The following is a 7331-nucleotide window of genomic DNA, read 5'->3' on the forward strand; positions in this document are numbered from 1 at the left end:
GCTCCGTGCGCGAACTGTTCACGAGAACGCTGGGATCGTCGGGGCCGTGGGTGTCTCGGTACGGTCCGACGATGAGCGACGAACCGGTACTGCTGATCGACGACCCTGCCGACCATGTCCGCAGACTCACGCTCAACCGCCCTTCCAAACGCAACGCGCTGTCCCACGGGCTGCGCAGCGAACTGTTCGATGCACTCCGTGCCGCCGACCGGGATCCGGACGTGCGCGTGGTCGTCATCCGTGGTGCCGGCTCGTGCTTCTCGGCGGGCTACGACCTGGCACAGGATCCGACCGAGCGGCCGCCGTGGACGATCAGTCCCGCCGACGGTGGATGGGCGCGTCACGTGCTGCAGGGGTGGTTCGAGATGATGGACCTCAGTGTCCCGATCATCGCCCAGGTCCACGGCTTCTGCCTCGCCGGCGGCACCGAACTGGCGACCGCGTGCGACCTCGTCTACGTCGCCGACGATGCCCAGATCGGGTACCCGCCCGTTCGTTCGATGAGCAGCCCCGACATGGGCTGGCACGTGTGGATGATGGGGATGCGCCGGGCGATGGAGGCGATGCTGACGGGTGACTCGATGTCGGGAACCGAGGCCGTCGAGGCCGGTTTCGCCAACCGCTCGTTCGCCGTCGAGGACCTGGACGACGAGGTGCTGGCCATTGCCGCGCGGGTGGCCAAGGTGCCGGCCGATCTCCAGGCACTGAACAAGCGGGTCGTCCACCGAGCGATGGAGTCGATGGGGATGCGCAACGGGATGCGTGCGACCGCCGACATCAATGCGATCGGCTTCCACCAGCCGAGTTCGATCGAGTACCACCGTCGCTTCGCCGAAGGCGTGACGACGGCGCTCTCGAGCCGCGACGAGACCTTCGGCGACTACCGGACGGCCGAGTCGGGTTCCTCCTGATCGTCCGGGAAGGGCGGGTGTGGATCGATCAGGATTCCGCAGCAGGTGGGATGTCGACGAGGAACGACTTCTCGCCGTCGATCAGCACCTCGAACGTGAGGCTGCCCTGGCCCTCCACGTCGGCGGTGCAGGTGTAGGTCGTACCGACGTCGGTGTTCGGCGGTTCCTCACACTCTGCATTCGAGACCTCACCGCCGACGCGATTGGAGATCTGCGAGTCGTCGTTGATGAATGATTCCGTCTCGTCCTTGTAGGTGCGGGTATCCGTGCAACCGACAGCGACGAGCGCGACGAGGGGCGTGGCGATGAGAAGGCGGCGCATGGCTGTGGAGGTTAGCCGTTCGACCTGGAACGTCTCGGTCCATCCGGGGTACGGCGAGCGTGCCGAATCCGGTCGTACATGACGACGACCAGTGCGATCCACACGAACGCGAACCCGACGACTCGGAGCATCGTCATTTCCTCGTCGTAGAGCAGCCAGCCGAGCCCGAAGTTGATCACCGGGACGATCAGGTTGAGCGGGCCGAGCAAGGTGAACGGGATGGCCTTCGCTGCCGACGCGAAGAGCATCAGGGGGATCGCCGTCACCGCCCCGGTTCCGAGCACGTAGAGCCAATCGGGCGCGTTCGCGGTCGAGATGACGCTCGAGTCGTGGCCGCTCATCACCAGGAGCAGCAAGATCGACGGGAGGAGCAGGACGAACGTCTCGCCCGCGAGACTGTCGATCGCATCGAGACTGATCTGTCGCTTGGACAATCCGTACAGGCTCCAGGTCCCCGCGAGGATCAGCGCGATCCAGGGAGGCGCTCCGTTCGCGATCGTCAGGACGACCACGGCCACCGCGGCCAACCCGAACGCGACACGCTGGGCGACGGTCGGCGTCTCGCGCAGGACCAGGACGCCGATCGCCATCGTCGCGAGTGGTGCGATGAAGTAGCCGAGCGCGGTCTCGATCACGCGATCGTTCACGACGGCCCACACGTAGCTGCCCCAGTTGCCGGTGAGCAGCATCGCGGCGACGACGAGGCGGAGCACCGTCTCGCGATCGGAGAACGCCCGCCGAAGTCGGGGCCACGAGCCTCGCACGATGACGATCAGCGCCATCACCAAAGCTGCGCACAGCATCCGCCAGGCGATCAGCTCGAACGCGTCGAACGCGCCGAGCTGCTTCCAGTAGATGGTGAGCAGCCCCCAGATCGTGTACGCCGCGACACCGACGCGCACGCCGCGCCTCACCGCGTCGGGCGAACCCGGCTCCGACGACGGCGTGGCCGGAGCCGGCGTCGCCGACGCAGACGATGGGCGGTCGAGACTCACTGGCCGGAACCCTACGCCCACGCCATCGGGACGCGGTCGGCCCGCAGTACGTTCGGATCATGGACGTCCGCATCTCCTCCGATCCTGCAACGGATGCCGCCCGCAGCGTCACGGACCGACTCCGTCAGAGCGAAGGCGACACGGGAACCGCAGCGATCGCGGTCAGCGGAGGGAGCACCGCCCCGGGGCTGTTCCGGGCGATGTCGGCGAACGATCTGAACTGGGACGCGATCGAGGTGTGGCAGGTCGACGAACGGATCGCCCCCGACGGTGATGCCGACAGGAATGCCGGCCAGCTCGCGATCCTCCCGGCAACCGCTCATGTGATGCCCGTGACCGCGGCAGACGTCGACGTTGCTGCCGCCGACTACGCGGCACGGCTGCCTCCGCGTTTCGACGTGGTCCACCTGGGCCTCGGGGACGACGGCCACACCGCGTCGTGGGCTCCTGAACCCCACCCGGACGCGCAGCGGGCGATCACGTCGACCGAGGCGGTGTTCACGATCGGCCCGTTCAACGGTCGCCGACGGATGACGCTGGGTGTGGGCGTCGTCAACGCGGCACGGCTGCGGGTGGTGCTGGTGACCGGAGAGGAGAAGGCCGAAGCGGTCGCCCGGTGGGTCGTGGGAGCCGACCGTCACGGGGGCGCCTGGGTCGACCCGACGCTCCCGATCGCTGCCGTGCGCTCGGAGGACACCGTTGTGTACCTCGACGCGGCCGCGGCCGGAGAACTGACCCCGGACATGATCGACGCGATCGACGTGGCCCCGGACGATGGCTACGGTCGGACCTGATGAACAACATCGATCTGGCCGCGCTGTCCGACCTCGACCGACCCGCCCATCTCCGCGACTTGTTCGCTGCGGATCCGACGCGCGCCGAGCGGTACGTCGCCGAAGCGGGCGACTTGCGAATCGACTGGTCCAAGGCTGCGGTCGACGATTCGATCATGTCCTCGCTGCTCGGCCTCGCGGCGTCCTCGGGGGTCGAGGAGCGCCGTGACGCGATGTTCGCGGGCGAGCACATCAACCTCACCGAGGATCGTGCGGTCGGCCACGCCGCACTGCGGATGCCGCGCGGCTCGACGTTCACGATCGATGGGGAGAACGTGGTTCCCGCTGTTCACGAGGTGCTCGATGCGATGGGTGCGTTTGCTCAGCGGGTGCGTTCCGCCGGCACGATCCGTCACGTCGTGAACATCGGGATCGGTGGCTCGGACCTCGGTCCGGCGATGGCGTACCGGGCGTTGCGCGCCGACCGTCACCCCGACATCCGTTGCTCGTTCGTGTCGAACGTGGACGGTGCCGACATCGCGTCGGTGTTGGCCGACTCGGACCCCGCCTCGACGCTGTTCATCGTCGCGTCGAAGACGTTCGGCACCATCGAGACGCTCACGAATGCTCGGACCGCACGCGACTGGCTCGTCGCCGAGCTGGGTGAGGCGGCGGTGGCCGATCACTTCGTCGCAGTGTCCACGAACGCCGAACGCGTCGCCGAGTTCGGAATCGACACCGACAACATGTTCGGGTTCTGGGACTGGGTCGGCGGCCGCTACTCCGTCGACTCGGCGATCGGGCTGTCGGTGATGATCGCGATCGGACCCGACGCGTTCGCGGACTTCCTCGCCGGATTCCATCTCGTCGACGAACACTTCCGCACCGCTCCGCTCGACCGCAACGTGCCGGTGATCCTGGCGATGATCGGCGTCTGGTACGCGAATGGCCTGGGTCATGACACGAAAGCCGTGCTGCCGTACGCACACGACCTGGCCCGATTCCCCGCCTACCTCCAGCAGCTGGACATGGAATCGAACGGCAAGTCGGTCGATCTGGCCGGCGCACGGGTGCAGAACGACACCGGTCCGATCGTGTGGGGTGAGCCGGGGACGAACGGTCAGCACGCGTTCTACCAACTGCTCCATCAGGGCACGCGCATCGTTCCGTGCGACTTCATCGGATTCGCGCACGGCAATCACGAGCACCAGCAACACCACGACCTGTTGATGTCGAACCTGTTCGCGCAATCCGAGGCTCTGGCGTTCGGCCGCTCGAACGACGCCGAGCCGCACCGGAACTTCGAGGGCAACCGGCCGAACACGGTGATCCTCGCCGAGCGACTCACGCCGTCCGTGCTCGGTCAACTGATCGCGCTCTACGAACACATCGTTCATGTGCAGGGAACGATCTGGGGGATCGACAGCTACGACCAGTGGGGTGTGGAACTCGGCAAGGAACTGGCGAACCAGATCACGCCAGAACTGATCGACGAGCCGCAGCCGGATCGTCATGATTCGGCGACCAACGCGTTGATCGCTTGGTATCGATCGCACCGCGCCTGACACACTCCCGGAGATGAGCGCTGTCATCGGGTTCGACGTCGGCCGGGTGGAGAGGTGGATGGCTGAATCCACGCGAGTCGAGCCGCCGTGCACGTGGCGTCGACTCGAAGGCGGGCATTCCAACCTCACGTACGAACTGACCGACTCGGCCGGACGTGAGTTCGTGATCCGGCGACCTCCCGAAGGAGACCTGCTCCCCAAGGCTCACGACATGTGGCGCGAGTTCCGGGTCATCGACGCACTGCATCCGGCCGGGGTGCCCGTGGCCGAGCCGATCGGGTTCTGCGACGACCGAGATGTGTGCGACCGGCACTTCTACGTGATGGGCAAGGTCGGCGGCGAGGCGTTGTACACGGCTGAGCAGACCGCTCCGCGTCTCGACGAACGAGCCCGGGCCGCGGTGGGGGAGTCGTTCGTGGGGGTGCTCGCTCACCTGCATTCGATCGTTCCGGCGGACGTCGGCCTCGACGACCTCGGTCGTCACGAGGGCTACGTCGCTCGGCAATTGCGCACGTGGTACGGATCGTGGACCGCATCGGCCGAGGCAGCCGAGTACGACGACGATCGGGTGCACGCCCTTCACGAACGGTTGACCGCGCAGATTCCCGAGCAGGGGCCCGCCCGCGTCGTCCACGGTGACTACGGCGTGCACAACGTGATGGTCGACGACACGGGCACGGTCGTGGCGGTGCTCGACTGGGAGATCGGAACGCTCGGGGATCCACTCGCCGACTTCGCCTACGCGCTGAACGCGTGGGTCGAACCGGGCGACGGACCGAGCGCGGCGACCGCTCCGACCGCGCTCCCCGGCTTCTCGTCACGCGCCGACCTCGTCCGGTACTACGCCGACCGGACCGGAGCCGATCTGTCCGATCTCGGCTACTACCGCAGCTTCAACTCGTTCAAGACCGCATGCATCATCCACGGCGTGTACGCCCGCTACAAGCTCGGGATGAAGTCGACCGAGGGCGTCGACATGGACCTCCTGTTCTCGCGGATTCTCGCGTCGGTCGAACTCTCCGAGTCCCACCTCGCCGGCTGACCCATCGTTCTCGTCGCGATTCGACCCGGTACGCGGGCCAGATCGCGACGAGAACCAAGATCGCGACGGGAACGGAATCGGTGGACGAAACGACTCGCCGGTTCGGTCCTCAGCGTCACCGTCTGCGAGGCTGCGGTCATGTCTGACTACAGCAACATCTACATCGACGGTGCCTGGGTTCCCTCCGACGGCGACGGCTCGATCGAGGTCATCAACGCCGGTACCGAACAGGTGATGGGATCGATCCCGAACGGTGCGGCGAGCGACGTCGACAAGGCCGTCGCGGCGGCGAAGGCCGCGTTCGAATCGTGGTCTGCGACGCCGGTCGAGGAGCGTCAGAAGTACCTGGTCCGACTGAACGAGGCGCTGCAGGCGCGCTCGGCCGACATCGCCGCCACGATCGCCGGCGAGGTGGGGATGCCGATCACGTGGGCGACGATGATCCAGGCCGGTTTGCCGACCGGGAACATGCAGACCTTCGCCACGCTGCTCGACTCGTTCCAGTTCGAAGAGGAGATCGGCAACAGCCTCGTCGTGAAGGAGCCGGTCGGTGTGGTCGGAGCGATCACTCCGTGGAACTACCCGCTGCACCAGATCATCTGCAAGGTCGGCGGTGCGTTGGCCGCCGGTTGCACGATCGTGCTCAAGCCGTCCGAGGTGGCACCGCTCAACGCGTTCATCCTCGCCGAGATCGTCCACGACGTCGGCCTCCCGAACGGCGTGTTCAACCTCGTCACCGGGACCGGACCGGTCGTGGGTGAAGCGATCGCAGCGCATCCCGATGTCGACATGGTGAGCTTCACCGGATCGACCCGCGCCGGCAAGCGTGTTGCCGAGGTGGCGTCGCAGACCGTGAAGCGCGTTGCGCTCGAGCTCGGTGGCAAGTCGGCGAACATCGTCCTCGACGACGCCGACTTCGAGACCGTGATCCCGAAGGGTCTGTTCGCCTGCTACCTCAACTCGGGCCAGACCTGCACCGCCCACACCCGGATGCTGGTGCCGAACAGCCGCTACGACGAGGCCGTCGGAATCGCCGCGGCCGCTGCGGAGCAGACGCAGGTCGGATCCCCGACCGACGAGGGCATGCATCTCGGTCCGCTGATCAGCCAGGCCCAGTGGGACCGTGTCCAGGGCTACATCCAGACGGGGATCGACGAGGGCGCAACGGTTGCCGCCGGTGGCCTCGGCAAGCCCGAGGGCCACGAGACCGGCTACTTCGTGAAGCCGACCGTGCTCGCAGGTGTCACCAACGACATGACGGTCGCGCAGGAGGAGATCTTCGGCCCGGTGCTGTCGATCATCGGCTACGACGATGACGACGACGCGGTGCGGATCGCGAACGACAGCCTGTACGGCCTGTCGGGTGGCGTCTGGTCGGGTGACCAGGACCGGGCGATCGCCGTTGCCCGCCGGATGCGCACTGGCGCCGTCGACGTGAACGGTGGCAGCTTCAACATCGCCGCTCCGTTCGGTGGCTACAAGCAGTCGGGCTACGGCCGCGAGAACGGCGTGTACGGCATCGAGGAGTTCCTCGAGACCAAGTCGCTCCAGCTCTGACCGTTACGTGACGGGTCAGACCCGTCACGTCACACCGACACCTCGGTCACCGACGGGCTGCCCGGTTCGACGCGGAAGGTCTTCCACGTCGTGACCGGGGAGTCGGCGGAGCGGACATCGGCCACCTGGCGGTACTCGGCCGTCCACGCGTCGGGGGTGATCGTGT

The 7331-nt window shown here is 66.9% G+C and carries 7 protein-coding genes; 5 read left to right on the plus strand and 2 right to left on the minus strand.

What is annotated here, in order from left to right; genetic code table 11:
- The first annotated feature begins 71 nt into the window (after window positions 1-71).
- Window positions 72-911: an enoyl-CoA hydratase-related protein gene (locus ON45_RS11370; protein ID WP_040493992.1), complete on the plus strand. Its 840-nt coding sequence runs from the start codon at window positions 72-74 to the stop codon at window positions 909-911.
- A gap of 28 nt (window positions 912-939) precedes the next feature.
- Here the strand turns inward: ON45_RS11370 and ON45_RS11375 are convergent, their stop codons facing one another.
- Window positions 940-1233, minus strand: a complete 294-nt coding sequence (locus tag ON45_RS11375; RefSeq protein ID WP_040493985.1) for a hypothetical protein — start codon at window positions 1231-1233, stop codon at window positions 940-942.
- Between the two features lie 11 nt (window positions 1234-1244).
- Window positions 1245-2228 (minus strand): EamA family transporter RarD, encoded by a 984-nt coding sequence (gene rarD / locus ON45_RS11380; protein WP_051062922.1) that lies wholly within the window; start codon window positions 2226-2228, stop codon window positions 1245-1247.
- 59 nt (window positions 2229-2287) lie between these two features.
- Between rarD and ON45_RS21440 the strand changes: the two genes are divergently transcribed.
- The 4 genes from ON45_RS21440 (at window position 2288) to ON45_RS11400 (ending at window position 7165) form a co-directional block, all read left to right on the plus strand.
- Window positions 2288-3022 (plus strand): 6-phosphogluconolactonase, encoded by a 735-nt coding sequence (locus ON45_RS21440; protein WP_051062923.1) that lies wholly within the window; start codon window positions 2288-2290, stop codon window positions 3020-3022.
- Complete coding sequence (gene pgi / locus ON45_RS11390; RefSeq protein ID WP_040493987.1) at window positions 3022-4566, plus strand: glucose-6-phosphate isomerase; 1545 nt, start codon at window positions 3022-3024, stop codon at window positions 4564-4566. The genes ON45_RS21440 and pgi overlap by 1 nt, the downstream gene beginning before the upstream one ends.
- Window positions 4567-4579: 13 nt before the next feature.
- Window positions 4580-5608, plus strand: coding sequence for a phosphotransferase family protein (locus tag ON45_RS11395; RefSeq protein WP_040493989.1), 1029 nt, complete (start codon window positions 4580-4582; stop codon window positions 5606-5608).
- A 138-nt stretch (window positions 5609-5746) separates the two neighbouring features.
- Complete coding sequence (locus ON45_RS11400) at window positions 5747-7165, plus strand: aldehyde dehydrogenase family protein (RefSeq protein WP_040493991.1); 1419 nt, start codon at window positions 5747-5749, stop codon at window positions 7163-7165.
- The last annotated feature ends 166 nt before the right edge of the window (window positions 7166-7331 follow it).

Source organism: Ilumatobacter nonamiensis YM16-303 (assembly GCF_000350145.1).
Classification (GTDB): Bacteria; Actinomycetota; Acidimicrobiia; order Acidimicrobiales; family Ilumatobacteraceae; genus Ilumatobacter_A; species Ilumatobacter_A nonamiensis.